At 46.0% G+C, this 19,581-nt stretch carries 17 protein-coding genes and 6 pseudogenes; 12 read left to right on the forward strand and 11 right to left on the reverse strand.

Annotated features, from left to right (window positions below):
* Positions 1-7 precede the first annotated feature (7 nt).
* The 7 genes from acpP to DXE37_RS08770 form a co-directional block, all read right to left on the reverse strand.
* Positions 8-247: an acyl carrier protein gene (gene acpP, locus DXE37_RS08740; protein WP_114637221.1), complete on the reverse strand. Its 240-nt coding sequence runs from the start codon at positions 245-247 to the stop codon at positions 8-10.
* Between the two features lie 101 nt (positions 248-348).
* Positions 349-1,092, reverse strand: a complete 744-nt coding sequence (gene fabG / locus DXE37_RS08745) for a 3-oxoacyl-ACP reductase FabG (RefSeq protein WP_114637222.1) — start codon at positions 1,090-1,092, stop codon at positions 349-351.
* 42 nt (positions 1,093-1,134) lie between these two features.
* A complete protein-coding gene (gene fabD, locus DXE37_RS08750; protein ID WP_114637223.1) occupies positions 1,135-2,070 on the reverse strand; it encodes an ACP S-malonyltransferase in 936 nt (311 codons plus the stop codon).
* Positions 2,071-2,127: 57 nt separating this feature from the next.
* Entirely contained in the window at positions 2,128-3,114 is a 987-nt protein-coding gene (locus DXE37_RS08755; protein ID WP_114637224.1) for a beta-ketoacyl-ACP synthase III, read from the reverse strand.
* Entirely contained in the window at positions 3,111-4,124 is a 1,014-nt protein-coding gene (plsX, locus tag DXE37_RS08760; protein ID WP_114637581.1) for a phosphate acyltransferase PlsX, read from the reverse strand. The genes DXE37_RS08755 and plsX overlap by 4 nt, the downstream gene beginning before the upstream one ends.
* A gap of 83 nt (positions 4,125-4,207) precedes the next feature.
* Positions 4,208-4,387, reverse strand: a complete 180-nt coding sequence (gene rpmF, locus DXE37_RS08765) for a 50S ribosomal protein L32 (protein WP_114637225.1) — start codon at positions 4,385-4,387, stop codon at positions 4,208-4,210.
* Positions 4,388-4,494: 107 nt separating this feature from the next.
* Positions 4,495-5,070, reverse strand: a complete 576-nt coding sequence (locus DXE37_RS08770) for a YceD family protein (RefSeq protein ID WP_114637226.1) — start codon at positions 5,068-5,070, stop codon at positions 4,495-4,497.
* A 13-nt stretch (positions 5,071-5,083) separates the two neighbouring features.
* Between DXE37_RS08770 and DXE37_RS08775 the strand changes: the two genes are divergently transcribed.
* Positions 5,084-5,722: a Maf family nucleotide pyrophosphatase gene (locus DXE37_RS08775; RefSeq protein ID WP_415066978.1), complete on the forward strand. Its 639-nt coding sequence runs from the start codon at positions 5,084-5,086 to the stop codon at positions 5,720-5,722.
* A 12-nt stretch (positions 5,723-5,734) separates the two neighbouring features.
* Positions 5,735-6,508: an SAM-dependent methyltransferase gene (locus tag DXE37_RS08780; protein ID WP_114637227.1), complete on the forward strand. Its 774-nt coding sequence runs from the start codon at positions 5,735-5,737 to the stop codon at positions 6,506-6,508.
* Between the two features lie 22 nt (positions 6,509-6,530).
* Here the strand turns inward: DXE37_RS08780 and DXE37_RS08785 are convergent, their stop codons facing one another.
* The 3 genes and pseudogenes from DXE37_RS08785 to DXE37_RS08795 all read right to left on the reverse strand — a co-directional run bounded on the left by DXE37_RS08785 (position 6,531) and on the right by DXE37_RS08795 (position 9,207).
* Positions 6,531-7,481, reverse strand: a complete 951-nt coding sequence (locus DXE37_RS08785; RefSeq protein WP_114637228.1) for a S49 family peptidase — start codon at positions 7,479-7,481, stop codon at positions 6,531-6,533.
* Between the two features lie 8 nt (positions 7,482-7,489).
* A pseudogene (locus DXE37_RS08790) lies at positions 7,490-8,172 on the reverse strand (HAD-IA family hydrolase).
* 21 nt (positions 8,173-8,193) lie between these two features.
* Entirely contained in the window at positions 8,194-9,207 is a 1,014-nt protein-coding gene (locus tag DXE37_RS08795) for an RluA family pseudouridine synthase (protein ID WP_114637229.1), read from the reverse strand.
* A 138-nt stretch (positions 9,208-9,345) separates the two neighbouring features.
* Here DXE37_RS08795 and DXE37_RS12980 point away from each other — a divergent pair, with 138 nt between their 5' ends.
* The 6 genes and pseudogenes from DXE37_RS12980 (at position 9,346) to DXE37_RS08825 (ending at position 15,492) form a co-directional block, all read left to right on the forward strand.
* On the forward strand, positions 9,346-9,588 hold the full coding sequence (locus DXE37_RS12980) for a hypothetical protein (RefSeq protein WP_114637230.1): 243 nt from the start codon (positions 9,346-9,348) through the stop codon (positions 9,586-9,588).
* An 86-nt stretch (positions 9,589-9,674) separates the two neighbouring features.
* Positions 9,675-11,399, forward strand: a pseudogene (locus DXE37_RS08805) (Rne/Rng family ribonuclease); the annotation flags it as partial.
* 750 nt (positions 11,400-12,149) lie between these two features.
* Positions 12,150-13,278 (forward strand): annotated as a pseudogene (moaA, locus tag DXE37_RS08810) (GTP 3',8-cyclase MoaA).
* Positions 13,278-13,878, forward strand: a pseudogene (gene mobA / locus DXE37_RS08815) (molybdenum cofactor guanylyltransferase MobA). Before moaA ends, mobA begins: the two co-directional pseudogenes overlap by 1 nt.
* Positions 13,875-15,186, forward strand: a pseudogene (moeA, locus tag DXE37_RS08820) (molybdopterin molybdotransferase MoeA). Before mobA ends, moeA begins: the two co-directional pseudogenes overlap by 4 nt.
* Before the next feature lie 12 nt (positions 15,187-15,198).
* Positions 15,199-15,492 (forward strand): hypothetical protein, encoded by a 294-nt coding sequence (locus DXE37_RS08825; RefSeq protein WP_114637232.1) that lies wholly within the window; start codon positions 15,199-15,201, stop codon positions 15,490-15,492.
* Between the two features lie 99 nt (positions 15,493-15,591).
* Here the strand turns inward: DXE37_RS08825 and DXE37_RS08830 are convergent.
* A pseudogene (locus tag DXE37_RS08830) lies at positions 15,592-16,585 on the reverse strand (2-hydroxyacid dehydrogenase).
* A 127-nt stretch (positions 16,586-16,712) separates the two neighbouring features.
* Between DXE37_RS08830 and fdxA the strand changes: the two are divergent.
* From fdxA to DXE37_RS08850, 4 genes are read left to right on the forward strand one after another with little or no spacing between them, the layout of a single operon-like run.
* On the forward strand, positions 16,713-17,036 hold the full coding sequence (gene fdxA, locus DXE37_RS08835; protein ID WP_068322070.1) for a ferredoxin FdxA: 324 nt from the start codon (positions 16,713-16,715) through the stop codon (positions 17,034-17,036).
* Positions 17,037-17,056: 20 nt separating this feature from the next.
* Positions 17,057-18,103, forward strand: a complete 1,047-nt coding sequence (locus DXE37_RS08840) for an NAD(P)/FAD-dependent oxidoreductase (RefSeq protein WP_114637233.1) — start codon at positions 17,057-17,059, stop codon at positions 18,101-18,103.
* A gap of 43 nt (positions 18,104-18,146) precedes the next feature.
* Positions 18,147-18,941, forward strand: coding sequence for a thymidylate synthase (locus tag DXE37_RS08845; protein WP_114637234.1), 795 nt, complete (start codon positions 18,147-18,149; stop codon positions 18,939-18,941).
* A 15-nt stretch (positions 18,942-18,956) separates the two neighbouring features.
* The gene (locus tag DXE37_RS08850) at positions 18,957-19,445 is read left to right on the forward strand and encodes a dihydrofolate reductase (RefSeq protein ID WP_114637235.1); all 489 of its coding nucleotides are present in this window, start codon (positions 18,957-18,959) and stop codon (positions 19,443-19,445) included.
* Positions 19,446-19,581: the final 136 nt, after the last annotated feature.

A 19,581-nucleotide genomic window follows, 5' to 3' on the forward strand; every position in this document is an offset into this window, starting at 1 on the left:
TAGGGAATTAACCCTGAGCTTTTGATTTAGCGAAGTCGAGCACGAGCTGAACTGTAGTCATCTTTTCAGCTTCCTCATCAGGAATTTCGATGCCAAATTCATCTTCCAAAGCCATAACCAGCTCAACAGTGTCAAGAGAGTCAGCGCCCAGGTCGTTCACAAAAGAAGATTCATTTTTGATCTCTGCTTCTGCGACGCCCAATTGCTCAGCGACGATTTTCTTAATGCGTTGTTCGATGTTATCCATTAATTTCCCCAGGGGTTGTAAAAAACGATGGAAGGATTCTATCAGTTTAGCGGACCGAATTAGCAAATTTGCCTAAAAATGACAAAATCCTTGGTTTGCCGTTAGGCTAAATATAGTCCGCCATTGACATGTAGGGTATTACCCGTAATGTAACCAGCAACTGGAGAGGCCAAAAAAGCCACCGCTTGGGCTACGTCCTCAGGACTGCCTAAGCGAGCCAAAGGTATGTTCACTTTTAGTGCATTTTGCTGTTCTTCACTCAAAGCACGCGTCATATCAGTATCAATAAACCCTGGTGCAACACAATTGACGGTGATATTGCGGCTACCAATTTCACGGGCGAAAGCGCGAGTCATGCCTGAAACGCCTGCTTTTGCAGCAGCATAATTTGCCTGGCCAGGGTTGCCCATATGACCAACAATAGAAGTGATATTGATGATACGGCCACCGCGAGCCTTCATCATGGGGCGCATGACTGCTTGAGACAAACGAAATACCGAACTTAAATTGGTGTCGATAACATCAGCCCATTCATCCGCCTTCATGCGCATTGCCAAGTTATCACGAGTGATGCCAGCATTGTTCACCAAAATATTGATACCGCCATATTCTTTGACAATCAAATCAATGATTTCTTCACAAGCATTTGGCGCAGTAACGTTTAAAACTTTACCAGCGCCTCCTGACGGCTTTAAACGCTCATCAATCGCTTTCGCGCCACTTTCTGATGTGGCCGTGCCAATCACCTTAGCTCCACACTTCACTAACTCATCAGCAATCGCCTGACCAATACCACGCGATGCACCAGTTACCAAGGCAATTTGTCCGCTTAAGTCGAGATTCATATTGGTCTTCCGCTATTTTCTGTATTTCTTTAATTTGGTTTTTTATTTAAAACTTGCCAAAACTTCATTCAAGCTGGCTTCATCAAATACTGGCACGCCAGTCACTTGATCATTAATACGCTTCGTGAGCCCAGCCAAAACCTTACCTGGACCACACTCCACCACTTGAGTGATGCCTTGTCCAGCCATGGCTTGAATAGTCTCTTGCCAACGCACAGGCTTGGCTGCTTGACGCACTAAGGCATCTTTAATTGCAGCTGGATCATTTAGAATTTCAACATCAACGTTATTAATCACAGCAATCGTTGGTGCTTTGAATTCGATATTGGCTAAATAAGTTTTGAGTTTTTCAGAGGCAGGCTGCAACAAAGAGGAATGAAATGGTGCGGAAACTGGTAAAGGCAGAGCACGCTTGGCGCCTGCAGCCTTTAACAACTTACACGCCTTAGTAACGGCATCGCTTGCGCCAGCAATGACTACTTGTCCAAGGGCATTGAAATTCACCGCTTCGACTACGCCGCCAGATGTAGTGCCAGCTTCAGCACAAACCTTGATTACAGTCGCATCATCCAAACCCAGAACGGCTGCCATACCACCTGTACCTACTGGTACTGCTGTTTGCATAGCCTCAGCACGGAATCGCACCAATGGCACAGCATCCTTAAACGAGATGACGCCAGCAGCAACTAAGGCTGAGTACTCGCCTAGGCTATGACCTGCCATCACCTTAGGAGCAGGACCTCCCGCAGCTAACCATGCACGGTAAAAGGCAATACCTGCTGCCAGCATGACAGGCTGAGTATTGGTAGTTAAAGACAAAGCCTCTGCAGGGCCTTCAGCAATTAGCTTTGCGACATCCTCACCTAAGACATCCGAGGCCTCTTGTAATGTTGCTCGGACTTCTGAACGCTCGGAAATTGAATTGAGCATCCCAACGAATTGGGAACCTTGACCTGGAAATACAAATGCAAATGTCATGTGATTAATTCGCTAAAAGGAGATGAAAAAATAGTGAATCGTTTTTGTGAAATATTTTTAATATTTAATGGCAACCGCACCCCAAGCAAAGCCTCCGCCAACACCCTCCAACAAAAGATGTTGTCCGCGTTTAATCTGTCCAGAGCGGACGCCAGAATCTAATGCTAAAGGAATAGATGCGGCAGAAGTATTGCCGTGCTCGTGTACCGTGACAATTACCTTATCCATAGACATGCCCATCTTCTTGGCCGTGCCTTCCATAATCCGAATATTTGCTTGATGCGGAACTAACCAATCGATTTGCTCTGGCTTGAGATTAGTTTTAGCGAGTGCTTCGTGAGCTACTTGCTCTAGAACCTTAATGGCTAATTTGAAAACCGCTTGACCATCCATGGTCATAAATGGCGAGCCATGTACCTCGCCATTACCTGCGCGCCCAGGAACACATAGAATATCGCGCTGACTGCCATCAGCATGCAATGCTGTAGAAAGAATGCCTGCCTCATTTGAAGCTTCAAGCACTACCGCTCCCGCGCCATCACCAAACAAGACACAAGTGCCACGATCTTGAAAGTTCAAAATTCGTGAGAATGTCTCGGAGCCGATTGCCAATACTTTCTGATAACTTCCCGCACGAATAAAAGCATCTGCAATTGCAAGCGCATATGTAAAACCGGCGCATACCGCTTGCACATCAAACGCCGCGCAAGCGGTATGCGCACCTAATTTATCCTGCACTACGCAGGCCGTACTGGGAAATCCACCCAAATGATCAGGTGTAGAAGTGGCTAGGATAATAAGATCTAAATCTTCAGACGTAATGCCAGCACTCTCGAGCGCTGCTTGTGCAGCCTTCACCGCCAGGTCGCTAGTAAGCTCATTCTCTGCTGCAAAGTGGCGCGCGGAGATTCCGCTGCGTGTTTTAATCCATTCATCACTGGTCTCTAGACCGGTTTTAGCAAGGCGCTCCACTAAATCTTGATTCGTTAATCGCAATTCTGGAAGGTAACTTCCAGTGCCGGCGACTCTTGCAAAGATACTCATACTTTTGTCTCCACCACAAAGGCTGCAGCAATACGTTCCACCATACGATTTTTAGCCGCTTCATATGCGCGGTCTAAAGCAAATCCAAATGCAAAACGGTCAGCAGACCCATGACTCTTGATCACACATCCGCGTAATCCTAACAATACTGCACCGTTATAACAACGATGATCAACACGCTTACGAACTCTGAGCAAAGGTACCATGGCACACACAGCCATTAGCTTGGTGAGCCATGAGCGATTAAATTCTTCCCGAATAAAACCACTCATCATTTTTGCCAAGCCTTCGCTTGCTTTAAGGACTACGTTTCCTACAAAGCCATCGCACACCACAATATCGGTGGTGCCTTTAAAGATGTCATTACCTTCTACGTTGCCATAAAAATTGAGCGAAGTTTGGCGTAGCAGCTCACTAGTTTGCTTCACCACTTCATTACCTTTAATCACTTCCTCGCCAATATTGAGCAATCCAATTGAAGGGTTTGGTTTTCCATCAACCACTTGGACCATAACGTTTGCCATTTGCGCAAATTGCACCAAGTGCATGGGCTCACAATCAGCATTAGCGCCAAGATCCAACATAGTGGTTCCATGGCCCAACTCATTAGGAATAGCAGTGGCTATCGCAGGACGATCAACTCCTTCGAGGGTTTTTAGAATGTAGCGAGAAATCGCCATGAGCGCACCAGTGTTGCCAGAAGAGATTACAGCATCTGCTGCACCCTCTTTGACTTGCTCTATCGCTACGCGCATAGAGGAATCTTTTTTGCGACGTAATGCCGCCTCAATGGGGTCATCCATCAACACAACTTCACTAGCGGAAATAATTTGAATGCGATCCATTGGAGCTTTAGGAGACTTGCTCAAGACTTGCTTAATTAAGTCAAGATCGCCCACCAGGACAATCTTCACATCAGCATGCTTTTCCAAAAAATCGCAGGCGGCCGGAACCGTCACGACGACTCCATGATCTCCGCCCATGGCATCAATAGCAAGAGTAACGCTCATAAACTCATTGATTGCTGCAAGTGATTTATCCAAGAAAAAAGCGGCTTTGTATAGAGCCGCTTCTATCTGTTTGGACTAAAAAATTAGTCGCTTTTTGTTTTAACAACTTTACGGCCACGATAGCAGCCATTAGGTGAAATGTGGTGGCGCAAATGAGCCTCACCAGTTGTGGCTTCAACAGCCGTAGCAGGTGCGGTCAAAAAATCGTGCGCACGATGCATGCCACGTTTGGAAGGTGATTTTTTATTTTGTTGAACGGCCATATTGAACTCCTAAGCAAGAGGCGGCATTCTAACATGGAAAAGAGCCTAAATGCTTGATTTATCGAGTAAGCACACTCAAAACAACAGCTGAAATAAAACTCCTGATTTCAGTTTTTTTTCATATTTTTCAATATGTTAAAAGGATTTTCATGTTCATTTGCAGCCACTTCACCCTCCTCATCACCAAAAGTTGAGGTGTGGGGTTCGCAAAAGCCATCCGGATGCTTAGGAATCAGGGGTAATGACAGCAAAACCTCGTCCTCTATGGTTTCCAGGAGGTTGAAATGCTGATTTACTACCAAAGGCTCCTGCTTTTCATCCTCAATTGGGTAAGCATCTGCCTCGACATCAGCTAAAACCAGGACAAAGCGACACTTTTCGTCCAAATCGATCGCGCAACCTTGCAAACAGCGTTGGCAAACCAGGTGTAGACGTCCTTTCAGGCCTAAATCCAAAATTTGATGGGGCTCGCTACCTGGCGAATCTTCAAAATGAGTCTTAACCGACCAATCAAAACCGTCACCAGGGATGATGGTTGAAGCCTCCTCCGCTACTCTGGGTAAATCTGAAATGCTCAAAAAACCAGTACCTTGATAGGATTGTGGAGCACAAAAATCCACCTTTTTTAAAGCATTAGGCTCGATAGATAGTTCGACTTGAAGTAAAACTTGATTATGCTTCATGACATCAGTCTAAATGAATGCCAGCCAGAAAGCACAGCTAAACATGAGTATTGCTACCAATACACCCCAAAATCCAAGTCTCATCTTGGCGTCCACATCGCAATATCGACGTGAACTTTTAGCGCGCCTACGCATTCCTTTTGAAGTTATTTCCCCTCAAGTAGACGAAACCCCCCTTCCCGGCGAAAGCACCCTTGAATTAGCACTTCGCCTCGCTCATGCCAAAGCAACAGCAGTTGCCAAATTACATCCTCAAGCTTGGGTAATAGGCTCAGATCAAGTTGCCGATCTTTGTGGGGCAGCAATCGGAAAACCAGGTAATTTTGAAAGAGCATTGGCGCAGTTGCAACTGATGCGTGGTGCAACAGTGACTTTTCATACCGCACTCTGTTTAATGAAAGGTGACATACAAACTACTTTAAGCATTCCAACCGAAGTCACTTTTCGTAAACTCTCTGACGATATATTGGAAAGTTACTTACTAGCTGAGGAGCCCTATGATTGCGCAGGTAGCGCCAAGTCTGAAGGACTTGGAATTAGCCTATTAGAGTCCATCCAGAGTAATGACCCAACTGCTTTAATTGGATTACCACTCATTGCATTAACGGGCTTACTACGCGATGCAGGATTTGCGATTCCATCAAAACAATAAGAAAAAATATTCATGAGCAAACTCGGCACGCTGTATTTAGTTCCCAATACTCTAGGTGATGATGGCCGCGCAGAGCAATTACCCCCCTGGGTGCTACCTGCCCAAACCATTGCACAATCAGCCAAGCTTCAGCACTGGATCGTGGAAAATGCCAAAACGGCACGCGCCCTACTTAAAGCAATCGATACAGTTTCACCACTGGTTTGCACCATTCAAGAAATGCAGATGAGCGAATGGCGTGGCGCAGCACGTAACGCCAAATATGGTGATTCGGTAAAACCCGCTGATTTACTCAAGCCACTTCTGGCCGGAAACGATATGGGTTTAATGTCCGAAGCGGGCGTTCCTGGTGTTGCTGATCCTGGTGCTGAATTAGTGCTAGCAGCCCATAAATTAGGTGCCCAAGTAAAGCCATTAGTAGGTCCAAGCTCGATTTTGTTGGGGTTGATGGCAAGTGGTCTCAATGGGCAGCGCTTTGCATTTCAGGGCTACTTGCCTCATGACACCCATGAGCGCGGCAGCAAACTCAAACAACTCGAAATTGAATCCAGAAAGCTGCAGCAAACCCAAATATGGATTGAGACACCCTATCGCAATGCCGCCATGCTGATGGCATGCATCAATTCTTTAGCACCACAAAGTTTGCTTTGCCTTGGAATAGACTTCAGCCTCAAATCTGAAATGATCACAACACTCGCCGTTGCTGAATGGCGTAAACGCTACTCCAATGAAGCGGCATGCGCTTCATTACAAAATAGGCCAACAGTTTTTCTACTATTGGCCTAGGCTACGATTTGTTTAATCTTGATTACTTAAGATCTGGCGTTTTCACCAAAACCTTACCCGCAGCAGCTCCAGCTTCCGCTCCAAAGCGCTTAGCAACTCTCTCTGCGAAGTTTTCTTTCATGGTGTAGTCCAAAATATCGGGCGCCTTAAAAATATCGCGCGCAACGGTATCAACAGTGCCATAGCCGTCCGCCAAGCCAATCTTCACTGCTTGTTCGCCATTCCAAATTCGACCAGAAAATAAATCGAGGATATCTTTTAAACGGTCGCCACGACCTTCTTTCACTACCGTAATAAATTGCTGATGAATCTCATCAATCATGATTTTCACCATTTCAACTTGTTTAGGGTTTTCTTTGCTAAATGGATCAAGCATGCCCTTATTGGATCCTGATGTAATCATGCGACGCGTCACCCCGAGCTTATCCATTAAGCCAGTGAACCCAAAGCCTTCCATGATGACGCCAATCGATCCTACTAAGCTCGCTTTATCGACCAAGATTTGATCTGCTGCAACCGCCACGTAATATCCGCCAGACGCACAAATATCCTCGACAACAACATAAAACGGTTTTTTTGGATACAGCTTACGCAAACGATGAATCTCATCATTGATCATGCCAGCTTGGACTGGTGAGCCTCCAGGGCTATTGATACGTAATACGACTCCAGCACTTTGCTCATTCTCAAATGCCGACACTAAGGATGAATTGATATCCATTGCATTAGCCATCGAGCTGGAAGAAATTTCTCCCTCCAGACTGACTAAAGCAGTATGTTTTTCCACTCCCATGCCCTTACCAGGAAGATGAAAATCAAATATAGAAATTAAGGCGCCAACGATCACAAGCAATGTCAGAACGCGTAATACCGCTTTCCAGCGACGTGCTTTGCGTGTCTCTTTTAAATTCTCCAATAAGAGATGCTCAAGCGCTTGTCGCTCCCAATTTTGATTTGGATTGTTTTCCGTCATGTCGTTTCCTAGTGTTGCAAATTATTTTTAAGCCATTGGGATAGTTGAGCAACATTGTCCACATGCACTAATATGAAGGTGATGTTTTCAAAGTATCGGGCGGGTGGGCCCCATAGGTCACAGCAATAGCATCTACGCCGGCATTAGCCGCCATATCCAAATCATGCGTGGTATCGCCAATCATGAGCATACGACGCGTAGGCACTTGAGTAACATCAGATAACTCCAACAACATGCCTGGATGGGGTTTTGAAAATGGTTCATCTGCCGTGCGCGTCTCATGAAAAAGATGTCCTATTTGATGATGCTTTAGTGAGCGATCTAGACCCACACGAGATTTACCAGTTGCTACACCAAGTAGATATTGCTTATCGTGTAACTCTTCTAGCAACTCCCGAATGCCGACAAACAAATCGAGCCCATGATCTTTTACCAGATAGTGGTAGCGAAAACGGTCAGTCAGTTTTTGAAAATGAATCGGCTCAATCCAAGGAACTGCTCTTCGCAAGGAGTCCTGAATTCCCAAACCAATGACCGAGCTTGCCAACTGGTCGTCAGGTACCTTAAAGCCCAAATCGCGGCAAGCCTGCTGAATGCAGTGAACGATCGTTGGCGTGGAATCCATGATGGTTCCATCCCAATCCCAAACGATGAGGTCATATGGACGATTTATTTTATTGGCTTGCGACATACTTAGCTTACTGTAATTGCACTACTCAAACGTTTTCATCATGGCAGTAAATTCTGGTGGCAACGGCGATTCAATGCGCATTTTTTCACCAGTGCGAGGATGCGTAAATCCTGCCAAATGTGCATGAAGATATAAGCGCTTTGATTTAATCAGTTTATCGATATCTTCAAAGCCATATTTATCATCACCCAAAATGGCATGACCCAACTTTTGCAGATGCACCCGAATTTGATGGGTGCGCCCTGTCTTTAGTTGTGCTTCAGCTAACGTAATAGCAGCATCATCCCGCTTAAAAATTTTAGTGACTCTCAATGCCGTATGGCTAGGCAGACCGTCTGGATCCATCCTGACACGACGCTCTCCATTGGCCAGAAGATATTTATGCAGTGGATACTTCAGTTGCATCGTTTTGGCGCCTTGCACGATTTCACCATGTGCAAGCAAGAAGTAGCATTTGTCGGTTTGACCCTCACGGATTTGACGATGGAGCTCAACTAAAGCACTACGCTTTTTAGCCAAGAGTAATACTCCTGAAGTATCTCGGTCTAAACGATGAACTAATTCCAAAAACTTCAGCTCTGGACGGGTAATCCGTAAGGTTTCAATCACCCCAAGTGCAATACCTGAACCACCATGAACAGCCAAACCAGCTGGCTTATTCACTATTAAAAGAGCCTCATCTTCAAAAAGGATGGGCATTTTGTCTGAGTAGCCATGCGCCCTAGACTTAGTTTGGGCAGAGTTCACGGCTGCCATTTGGGCGGGTTCGGCAATTCGGACAGGGGGAACTCGAACTACATCACCCTCAACGAGACGAGTGGTAGGCTCGGCGCGCTTTTTATTGACCCTTACCGCTCCCGATCGAATAATTCGGTAAACGTGGCTTTTGGGAACCCCTTTAGCCCATCGTAATAAATAATTATCTAAGCGTTGACCAGCCTCTTCTGGACCAATAATCTGAAGATGCCCTGCAGCAGGCGCTGAACTGGAGGGGGTTTTTAGCTTAGGAGGCTTGGAAATGAGTTCGGATTTCATGATTTATCTCTTTTGCAACCCCATTCGGAGATGACAAGGGACTCAACAATACCCCATTGTCACGCAACTTGTGCCGTATAATCAACGCTCTAGCCAATTTATTGGCCCGAGACCAGCCTGAAGTCAGGCGCTTGAATCGTGGAGCTTGGAGTCGCCCTTAATGGACTCCCGGGGTCGCCCCTCCCCCGTTGTAATGAGGCGCAGGGTTGGTGTGCCGTATGCCGCGACCCACGATTAGAAGACAGTTTTCAGGCGCGCGCCTGCATTGATGACCTAAAGGAGGTCTCTGCGGCGATCGTCAAGTGTGGCACCGATTTAACCAAACGTGAACTGGGTGAACTAGGCAAAAAGTGCCTAGGTTTGCAAGCTCCACACTCGTAAACCGCCTTAGACTCTGTCCTAAGCGGTATTTAACTTGTCCCCTAACGCAGCGCGCAGCGACGCCCCCCTCCATAGGAGAGAGTGTTATGAAACGCATGTTGTTTAATGCAACTCAACAAGAAGAGTTGCGAGTTGCCATCGTTGATGGTCAAAAACTCATTGATATCGATATTGAAGCTGCCGGTCGTGAACAACGTAAAGGCAATATCTACAAAGGTGTCATTACCCGTATTGAACCTTCCTTAGAAGCCTGCTTTGTCAATTACGGCGAAGAGCGTCATGGCTTTTTGCCATTCAAGGAAGTTGCCCACAGTTATTTCAAAGAGGGCATCGATGTCCGTAACGCCTCTATTAAGGATGCCTTACGCGAAAGTCAAGAAATCATTGTTCAAGTAGAAAAAGAAGAGCGCGGCCAAAAAGGCGCTGCACTCACCTCATTTATCTCCTTGGCAGGCCGTTATTTGGTCTTGATGCCAAATAACCCCCATGGAGGTGGCGTTTCTCGCCGTATTGAAGGCGAAGACCGTCAAGAACTTCGCGAAGCGATGTCTCAACTAGAAGTACCCGACGGCATGAGCATCATTGCTCGTACAGCTGGTATCGGTCGTGATGCCACTGAATTGCAATGGGACTTAAGTTACCTGATGCAGTTGTGGAAAGCCATTGATGAAGCCGCCAAAGGCAATTCGGCACCATTGTTGATTTACCTCGAATCTAGCTTAGTCATTCGCGCTATTCGCGATTACTTCCAACCAGATATCGGCGAGATCCTCATCGATATCGATAACATCTACGAACAAGCTGCCGCATTTATGTCTGTTGTTATGCCAGACAACTTGCCACGCGTAAAGCGCTATCAAGATGACGTACCTTTGTTCTCACGCTTCCAAATTGAGCATCAAATTGAAACTGCGTACTCACGTACTGTGCCATTACCATCTGGCGGAGCAATTGTGATTGACCACACCGAAGCTTTGGTTTCCGTGGACGTGAACTCTGCACGTGCAACCCGCGGCTCTGACATTGAAGAGACTGCAACCCGCACCAACTTAGAAGCTGCTGATGAAATCGCTCGTCAAGCACGTTTACGTGACTTGGGCGGCTTAATCGTGATCGACTTCATTGATATGGAGTCCAGTAAAGCCCAGAAGGACGTTGAGAATCGCCTGCGAGATGCGCTACGTCACGATCGCGCTCGCGTTCAGATGGGCAAGATCTCCAAGTTTGGCTTGATGGAAATGTCACGCCAACGCTTGCGTCCAGCACTTTCTGAAGGTAGCCATGTGACCTGCCCACGTTGTAATGGCACAGGTCACATTCGTGATACCGAATCTTCTGCATTGCAAGTTCTGCGCATCATTCAAGAAGAAGCAATGAAGGAAAACACAGCAGCTATTCATACACAGGTTCCAGTCGAAGTAGCTGCCTTCCTGTTGAATGAAAAACGTGCTGAAGTGATCAAGATTGAGACACGCTTCAAGGTCAATGTCTTGATGGTTCCAAACAAGCATTTAGAAACTCCACATTACAAACTAGAGCGCTTACGTCATGACGATCCACGTCTTGACGATCAAAAAGCCAGCTATGTGATGGCAGAAGAAGCTGCTCGGGAATTGGAAACAGATACAACAGTTCGCAAAAAAGATGCTGATGTCAAAGTCCGTCCAGAAGCAGCTGTTAAAGGTATCACTCCAACACAACCTGCGCCGATTAGCCAACCGCGTCCTGCTCGCACTGAAAAAGTAGTGAAAGCAGAAAGCTCTGGTGGTTTCTTTGGATTTATTAAGAGCCTCTTTAGTTCACCTCCAGCAGTTGAAGAGAAGCCAGCTCCTAGCAACAACCGTGGACGTAACCAAGGTCGTAACGGAGATCGCAATCGTGGTCGCAATCGTCGCGGTCGTGGTCACGGTCAACGTGAACGCGGTGAGCGTACTGAAGGCGGTAACGAAGGAGCAAATACGCCTAATACAGCCGTATCAGTCAGCCCATTTTCAGGCCCTCCAGCTGGAATGGCCGGCGCTTCTGCAAGCATGCCAATTCAGAATATCGTGAGTAGCTTTAGTAATGCAAAACCTGTTGCAGAAAAACAAGAAAGACCTGAGCGCGCACCTCGTGCTCCGCGTCAATCGAATCGCTCTGCACAAGGTTCCACCCCAGCTCCAGCAAGCACACCAGCACCAGCAGCGGTAGTTGCAGCTGTAGCAACCGTAGAGGTGATTACGAAGCCTGCACCAGAGCTTCCTAAAGTGGCATTTCAGGCGCTTGAAGAAACCCCATTGCATAGTGTTGTGCAATCAGCAGGAATGATCTGGGTCGCCACCGACTCATCTAAGCATGCTGAAGCGCAAAGCCAGATTCAGGCAGAACCTGTGGTCCACAACCTTGGCAGAGCGCCTAAACCCGCTGCCCAACTTCCTGACGGGCCAATGGTTTTAGTTGAAACCGGCGGCCAAGAAAAAACGGTTTAAGCTATCTAAAGCTTTTTCTCCAGACCGCCATTTATCCCAAAAGGATATTTGGCGGTTTGGCAGAAACCCTGTTTCACAGCCATAATTGAGAATATGGTTGAAAAAGCAATTCCCAAAGTGATTCCTATACGCACCGACGAAGGCAGAGGTCTAACTCCGTCTGTTGGCACTCATCTGCTTCAACCACATGGTCAAACCAAAGATACTCGCGGGCGTGCCTTAAGAGATCTCCGCATATCTGTAACTGATCGTTGTAATTTCCGCTGCACCTATTGCATGCCAAAGGAAGTATTCGATCAAAACTACCCTTATTTAGCTCATAAAAAATTGCTGAGCTTTGAAGAAATCGCTCGGCTGACCTCGATTTTCACTACCTTGGGTGTGGAAAAAATTAGACTAACTGGGTGGTGAGCCTCTATTGCGCAAAAACTTAGAAGTGCTGATTGAAATGCTTGCAAAAATTCAGACATCTGATGGTAAGCCCCTTGATCTCACCCTAACGACTAACGGCAGCATCTTGCGTAAAAAAGCTGCAGCATTAAAAGCTGCAGGACTGCAAAGGTTAACCGTCAGCCCAGATGGTCTAAACGATGCTATCTTCAAGAAAATGAATGATGTCGATTTTCCGGTAGCCGATGTGCTCGACGGAATTGCCGCAGCTCAAGAAGTTGGCTTTGAAAATATCAAAGTCAATATGGTGGTTAAAAAAGGCACAAACGATCACGAGATTGTTTCAATGGCCAAACACTTTAAAGGCAGCGGCGTCATTCTGCGCTTTATAGAATTTATGGCTGTCGGCAGTTCTAATGGTTGGAATATGGAGCAAGTGCATCCGTCTAAAGAAGTCATCGCCAGAATTAACGAAGCATTCCCTCTAGAACCAATTGAAGCGAACTACACAGGTGAAGTCGCACAGCGCTGGCGCTATCTTGATGGCACGGGAGAAATTGGTGTTATTTCTAGTGTCACTCAAACTTTCTGTCATGAATGCACTAGAGCACGCATTTCCACCGATGGGCAGATGTATCTCTGCCTTTTTGCTAACGAAGGATTTGATTTTAAAACCTTGTTGCGCTCTGGAAAAAGTGATCTTGAGATAGCCAATGCCGTAATGAATACTTGGTCAACACGCGACGATCACTATTCAGAAATTCGGGGTTCAAACACAGCAACCCAATTATCCAATGACCGCAAGGTTGAAATATCATATATTGGCGGCTAATGCTTTCCACTAAAGAGATTACGGGACTCATTCTAGCGGGCGGACGCGCACAACGGATGGGTGGTATTGATAAAGGTTTAATTCCCTTTCATGGGCAACCGCTCATAGAATCCACCATCGCTAGACTAAAACCTCAGACCCAAACCATTCTCATTAATGCAAACCGTACCATTACGAAATATGCTGCTTATGGTTATCCCGTCATCATGGATGAGGCGCCAGATTTCTCTGGCCCTTTGGCCGGATTTTCGGTCGGCCTAAAGACCTGTAAGACCCCATATCTACTGACCCCCCTTGCGACTCCCCTCTACTTCCCAAAAACTTGGCTGAGTTATTAATTGCTGAAATGGAGCGCGGAGATTTTCAATTGGTATACGCCTCCAGCAAAGAGCTTGATGGCAAAGTTTGGGCGCAACCTGTTTTTTGCTTAATGCGTAGCTAGAAGATTCATTGAATCAATTTCTCGAAAATGGCAATCTCAAAATTGATCGTTGGTTTAAAGATTTACGTAGCAGCACTGTAATCTTTGATGATTCCCAAGCTTTCGCTAATGTGAATACACCTGAAGAATTGCAAGCACTAGAAGACACATCCATATGAACCATTCCCCAAACGCACCCATCCTATTAACTTCGTCACTTCATGTGGATGATGCTCGCAAAGCTATTGCAGGATTGGTAAACGACCTCATTCAAGAATCAACAGCCCTTCAGGATTCGACTGCTATGGAAATGGTTCCTTTGAATCAAGCGATTGATCGTATTTTGGCGGTAGATTTACTCTCACCAATCGACGTACCAGCAGCAGATAACTCTGCCATGGATGGCTTTGCATTTGATGGCAAATGTCTCGATACAGATAGCGCGGTTATTTCCTTGCGGATTGTGGGCACTGCCTTTGCTGGGAAGCCTTATGAAGGCACGGTTGCTCCTGGTGACTGCCTCAAAATAATGACTGGCGCTGTTATGCCTGTAGGTTGCGACACCGTCATTCCTCAAGAATTTACCAGCGCGATACATGAGAGCAGCATTGAGTTCAAAGACGATCAATTAAAGCCTGGTGAGAACCGACGCTTACGTGGCGAGGATCTTCAAAAAGGAAAACCAGCAATTGCGACTGGCAGACTACTGCGCCCTCTTCTGACCTTGGCTTAGCCGCATCCTTAGGCGTAGCCTCGCTTTTTGTGAAGCGCAAACTTAAGGTAGCCATTCTGTCTTCGGGCGATGAGCTTCGTGGCCTGGGCCAAGAATTAGATGCTGGCAGTATTTATGACAGAAATCGCTACAGTCTGACTGGCTTACTTAATCGACTTAATTTAGACATCATCGACTGTGGGATTGTGCGTGATGATCCTACTGCCTTGAAGCAAGCCTTCATTGAGGCTGCAGGCAAAGCGGATGTACTCATTTCTTCTGGGGGTGTTTCGGTTGGTGAAGCAGACTTCACTAAACAAATCATGGAAGAGCTTGGGGATGTCGGCTTTTGGAAAATTGCGATGCGCCCTGGCCGCCCCATGGCTTTTGGGGTCTTCAAGCCAGTATCCGGAAATACACGCAAGACCCTCTTCTTTGGCTTACCCGGAAACCCAGTAGCAGTCATGGTGACGTTTTATCAATTCGTTCGATCTGCCTTGCTACAACTGAATGGCGCAAACCAAACAGAGCCACCGCTGACGCAGGCAATTGCTGAGGCATCCATTCGGAAAAGCCTGGACGCACCGAGTTTCAACGCGCCATCTTGGGGCGTGGAGCCGATGGGAAACCAACCGTCAGGCTGACTGGGAGTCAAGGTGCCGGCATTTTGAGATCGATGAGCGAGGCAAATTGCTTTGTCATCCTCACCCACAATCAGGGCAACATAGCCGCTGGAGACTGGGTAGATGTAGCGCTTTTTGATGGACTGCTTTAAGATTGCGTCATCATGAAACTAACCAAAAAAGAACTAGCCTTTCTAGACCCGATGCACACTGCCAAAACCTTAGTTTTGGTTTACCTATGTTTTTCCGTACCAATCGTTTTATTAGCACTGTTTGTGGCCTTCATCCGTGATGGAGCGATTCCAGGGTTTACGGTGTTATCCGCACTCATTCTGAATGCACTTCTTGGATTTGGTTTGCTGTGGATTGCCTGCAAAGTTTACAACTGGGTAGCAGGAAAATTTGGCGGTATCGAATTAGCAATGCGTGAACTACCAGAAGAAATTGACGCGGAGTAATCCATCCTAATTCAAAGTTCATCTCATCAATAAAGCTGAGCAAGTACTTGGCTTTATTTTTTATCACGACCAAACTTTTAGCCCCGATAGACTTCAGCATTAATCAAGCTCGGAGGTTTTTCCCTCAAGGGCTGAGCGTAAATTTTCAATCGCTAAATCAACCATTACTCTGCGAGTAGCTTCTGTAGCGCTGGCAATATGCGGAGCAAGCACCACATTACTCAACTTTAATAATTCAGGATGGACGGATGGCTCACCCTCAAATACATCTAGACCAGCCGCAAATATTCTTTTTTCTTTGAGCGCCTGAAGCCAGTGCAGCATCATCCACAATGCCACCACGGGCAATGTTTATCAAGGTTGCAGTCGGTTTCATGAGTGCAATTTCTTTAGCGCCAATCGTATGATGACTCCGAGCGCTATAAGGCAATACGAGCATCACATGCTCAACAGTACGAAGTAATTCTTCTTTGGAAACATACTTGGCACCATAGGCCTTTTCATCAGTATCTGATAGATGACTGCGATTGTGATAAATCACATTCATTCCAAATCCCAATGCGCGCTTAGCAATTCCTTGACCAATGCGCCCCATGCCAATAATGCCAAGAGTACTGTGATGTAAATCCATGCCAAGTGGATTATTCACAATTGACCACTTGTCCCATAGACCTGCTCTTACCCAATGCTCAGATTCAGTAATACGTCTTGCAGTTGCCATCAATAGAGCAAAACCGAAATCGGCTGTGTAGTGTCTGTTAATACATCTGGAGCATTGGTAGCCATTACGCCTGCAGCAGTGATTGCTGGGACATCAAAATTGTTATATCCCACAGAAATATTAGCCACAATCTTTAGATTTTCAGCGTGAGCTAATGATTTGCATCAATTCTTTCGCTACCTGCAACTCTAAAGCCCCTACAACCCCTGAGAGTTCTTTTTGCAACTCTTCTGGACTAAAAATCCGATCTTCTTAATTGGATCGCACCGCAAAAGTTTCCTCGAGTTTTGCTAAAGCCTCTGGAAATATGGCTCTTGCCACCAAAATTTTGGGTTTTGAGTTACTAGGCAGAGAATTTGACTGTGTATTCATAGGAGGAACTTTACCTCAACTAAATAGACCCTTTAGACCCTTTCGCCTTAAAAATAGGCCATTTCGGCTAAAATTAAACTTTTATAACCTAGCACCCATCTTTTGGGGCTCTTGAAACAAAACCACCATGACTTACGTTGTTACTGAATCTTGTATCCGCTGCAAATACACCGACTGCGTTGATGTTTGCCCAGTTGACTGCTTCCGCGAAGGTCCTAATTTTTTGGTCATTGATCCGGATGAGTGTATTGACTGCGCAGTATGCGTACCTGAATGCCCGGTAAATGCCATTTATGCTGAAGATGATGTTCCTGGTGATCAGCAAGCCTTCATCAAACTCAATGCTGAACTCTCTCCTTCATGGACCTCGATTACCAAGTCCAAAGCAGCTCTTCCAGATGCTGAGGAATGGAAAGATGTTAAAAATAAACTTGACCAGCTCGTAAAGTAATTTACTAGCAAAAGAAATTTGTGTTGTACTCACCCACACAAACCAATGCCGTCATCATTGGCGCCGGTCCAGTGGGTCTTTTTCAGATCTTTGAATTAGGTCTGCTAGAAATTAAAGCGCATGTGATTGACTCACTCACCGAGCCAGGCGGTCAATGCATTGAGCTGTATCCAGATAAACCAATTTACGATATCCCAGCAATTCCAGTTTGCACTGGACGTGAGCTCACTAATAATTTATTAAGGCAAATTGAACCCTTTGACGCTCAATTTCATCTTGGTCAAGAGGTCACGAAGCTAGAGTCACAATCAGATGGTCGCTTTCTAATTAGTACCTCACAAGACAATCACTTTCTGAGCAAAACTGTATTTATTGCTGCCGGAGTTGGCGCTTTCCAACCCCGCACCATCAACCTTGAAGGTATAGATGCTTTTGTAGGGCAGCAGTTGTTTTATCACATTAAAAACCCAGAACAGTTTGCAAACAAGAGGGTGGTTATTTGCGGAGGTGGTGATGCAGCTCTGGACTGGGCCGTTCATTTTTCTGAAATTGCAGCCAGTGTTACTTTAATACACCGTCGTGATGACTTTAAAGCTGCGCCTAAATCTATTGCCAGAATGCGTGAGCTTTGCGCAAACCATCGAATGGAACTTTTGATCGGACAAGTATCTGGGTACGAAGTGAAGAATGATCGACTGATAGAAGTTGTCTTCACTAATATTGATGGCGAATCTAAAAATATTCCCCTTGATGATCTTCTGGTGCTCTACGGACTCTCACCTAAGTTGGGGCCCATTGCAGAATGGGGTCTTGATATCGATCGCAAACAAATATGTGTTGATACCGCTAAATTTGAAACCAGCATTCCGAGAATTTATGCAGTAGGCGATATTAATGTTTATCCCGGCAAGAAAAAACTCATCCTGTCAGGATTTCATGAGGCTGCACTAGCTGCCTTCGCGGCAGCAGAATATCTAAACCCCGAAAAACAGGTTCAGCTCCAATATACGACCACCTCACCCAAGCTCCACAAAGCCTTGGGAGTCAAGCCACCCACATTCGAGTAAGCTATCCTTTATTTGTTCATACATAACCACTTTTAGCCTATATATGCGTCAATACCACGATCTCATGAAAGAAGTCCTTGCCAAAGGCGTCCAGAAATCCGATAGAACTGGGACTGGCACGGTTTCTGTATTTGGACATCAGATGCGCTTTAATTTGGCTGAAGGCTTTCCGATGGTGACCACTAAAAAACTCCATCTCAAATCTATCATTTATGAATTGCTCTGGTTTCTCAAGGGCAGTACAGACAATAACTGGCTGAAAGAGCGTGGCGTATCCGTTTGGAATGAGTGGGCCGCACCCGACGGCGATCTGGGGCCTATCTATGGTTATCAATGGCGCTCATGGCCAGCCCCTAATGGTCAACACATCGATCAAATCTCCGAAGTAGTAGAGACAATTAAGAAGAATCCAGACTCACGTCGCATTATTGTTTCTGCATGGAACGTCGCAGACATACCTCGTATGGCCTTGGCACCATGCCATGCGTTCTTTCAGTTTTATGTTGCTGATGGGAAGCTGTCATGTCAACTCTATCAACGCAGTGCAGATATCTTTTTGGGCGTACCGTTTAATATTGCTAGCTACGCCCTGCTGACGCACATGATGGCTCAACAATGTGATCTGGAGGTAGGTGACTTTATTTGGACTGGCGGAGATTGCCATTTGTATAGCAATCATTTAGAACGGGTAGAGCTCCAGCTCTCAAGGGACTTCTTCCCATTACCCAAGCTCAATATTTTGCGCAAACCTGCTTCAATTTTTGATTACGAGTTTGAAGATTTTGAAATCGTCGGATATGAATCCCATCCACACATCAAAGCTCCTGTAGCTATTTAAGAATCTAGCCCCCTTATGACGCAACCTGCTATTTCTATGATTGTCGCGCGCTCGCGCAAACACGTGATTGGTCGTGACAATCAAATGCCTTGGAAGATATCTGCTGATTTACAGTTTTTCAAACGCGTCACTATGGGGCATCCTGTCATCATGGGTCGTAAGACTTGGGAATCTATTGGGCGCCCCCTGCCTGGACGTCGCAATATCGTCGTGAGTCGCAATGCCAATTTTCAACTGGCCGGAGCAGAGTTAGCTAGCTCATTAGAAGAGGCATTAAATCGCTTAAGCGATTTTTCTCGTGTGTTTGTCATTGGTGGCAAGCAGCTCTTTAATCAAGCTTTTGATATTGCAGATCGGCTTTACATCACCGAGATTGATTTAGACATTGACGGCGGAGATACTTTCTTCGAGGTTCCGGATGCATCCGAATGGAAAGAGGTGGAGCGTACTCCAGGATCTGAGGGTGATATCACATTCAATTTCATTACGCTAGAGCGGAAATAAAAAAGGACTCCGAGGAGTCCTTTTTTAAGCCACATTAAATCACTGAACAACAATCTTTGCATCCTTAGCAATCTAACTTAAAAATTCATATTGCTTTCTTTGAGTCAACGCAGCACGAATAGCAGGCTTTGCTTGC

It is taken from the genome of Polynucleobacter necessarius (assembly GCF_900095205.1).
In the GTDB taxonomy this organism is placed as follows: domain Bacteria; phylum Pseudomonadota; class Gammaproteobacteria; order Burkholderiales; family Burkholderiaceae; genus Polynucleobacter; species Polynucleobacter necessarius_E.

Coding starts and splice junctions, on each gene's coding strand:
- fabG (WP_114637222.1), bottom strand. CDS start 1,092: ATGAATCTCGACTTAAGCGGACAAATTGCCTTGGTAACTGGTGCATCG.
- fabD (WP_114637223.1), bottom strand. CDS start 2,070: ATGACATTTGCATTTGTATTTCCAGGTCAAGGTTCCCAATTCGTTGGG.
- DXE37_RS08825 (WP_114637232.1), top strand. CDS start 15,199: ATGAAACTAACCAAAAAAGAACTAGCCTTTCTAGACCCGATGCACACT.
- rpmF (WP_114637225.1), bottom strand. CDS start 4,387: ATGGCCGTTCAACAAAATAAAAAATCACCTTCCAAACGTGGCATGCAT.
- DXE37_RS08785 (WP_114637228.1), bottom strand. CDS start 7,481: ATGACGGAAAACAATCCAAATCAAAATTGGGAGCGACAAGCGCTTGAG.
- acpP (WP_114637221.1), bottom strand. CDS start 247: ATGGATAACATCGAACAACGCATTAAGAAAATCGTCGCTGAGCAATTG.
- DXE37_RS08755 (WP_114637224.1), bottom strand. CDS start 3,114: ATGAGTATCTTTGCAAGAGTCGCCGGCACTGGAAGTTACCTTCCAGAA.
- DXE37_RS08850 (WP_114637235.1), top strand. CDS start 18,957: ATGACGCAACCTGCTATTTCTATGATTGTCGCGCGCTCGCGCAAACAC.
- DXE37_RS08845 (WP_114637234.1), top strand. CDS start 18,147: ATGCGTCAATACCACGATCTCATGAAAGAAGTCCTTGCCAAAGGCGTC.
- DXE37_RS08795 (WP_114637229.1), bottom strand. CDS start 9,207: ATGAAATCCGAACTCATTTCCAAGCCTCCTAAGCTAAAAACCCCCTCC.
- fdxA (WP_068322070.1), top strand. CDS start 16,713: ATGACTTACGTTGTTACTGAATCTTGTATCCGCTGCAAATACACCGAC.
- DXE37_RS08775 (WP_415066978.1), top strand. CDS start 5,084: ATGAATGCCAGCCAGAAAGCACAGCTAAACATGAGTATTGCTACCAAT.
- DXE37_RS08770 (WP_114637226.1), bottom strand. CDS start 5,070: ATGAAGCATAATCAAGTTTTACTTCAAGTCGAACTATCTATCGAGCCT.
- plsX (WP_114637581.1), bottom strand. CDS start 4,124: ATGAGCGTTACTCTTGCTATTGATGCCATGGGCGGAGATCATGGAGTC.
- DXE37_RS08780 (WP_114637227.1), top strand. CDS start 5,735: ATGAGCAAACTCGGCACGCTGTATTTAGTTCCCAATACTCTAGGTGAT.